Here is a 230-nt window from a genome sequence, read left to right as displayed (position 1 = left end):
AGGCAACACCCCTGCCGCCATCATCGGCGCGTCGGTGCTGCTGTGGGCGGTGCACTTCCTGGTGCTGCGCGGCATCAAGGAAGCGGCGTTCATCAACCTGGTCACCACCGTGGCCAAGGTGGTGCCGTTGCTGATTTTCGTGGTGATCGCGGCGTTCGCCTTCCGCGCCGATATCTTCACGCGTGATATCTGGGGCCTGAGCAACCCGCAGTTCGGCAGCGTGCTGGAGC

General features: G+C 64.3%; 1 protein-coding gene. It reads left to right on the top strand.

The window, feature by feature from the left end; translation table 11 throughout:
* Positions 1-230 (top strand): amino acid permease (locus J5M58_RS27720; protein ID WP_207880754.1); only part of this gene is annotated, 230 nt, incomplete at both ends.

The sequence above is a fragment of the Pseudomonas sp. 32_A genome, from assembly GCF_017490905.1.
GTDB lineage: Bacteria > Pseudomonadota > Gammaproteobacteria > Pseudomonadales > Pseudomonadaceae > Aquipseudomonas > Aquipseudomonas inefficax.
This window is presented reverse-complemented; position numbering and strand designations above follow the sequence as displayed.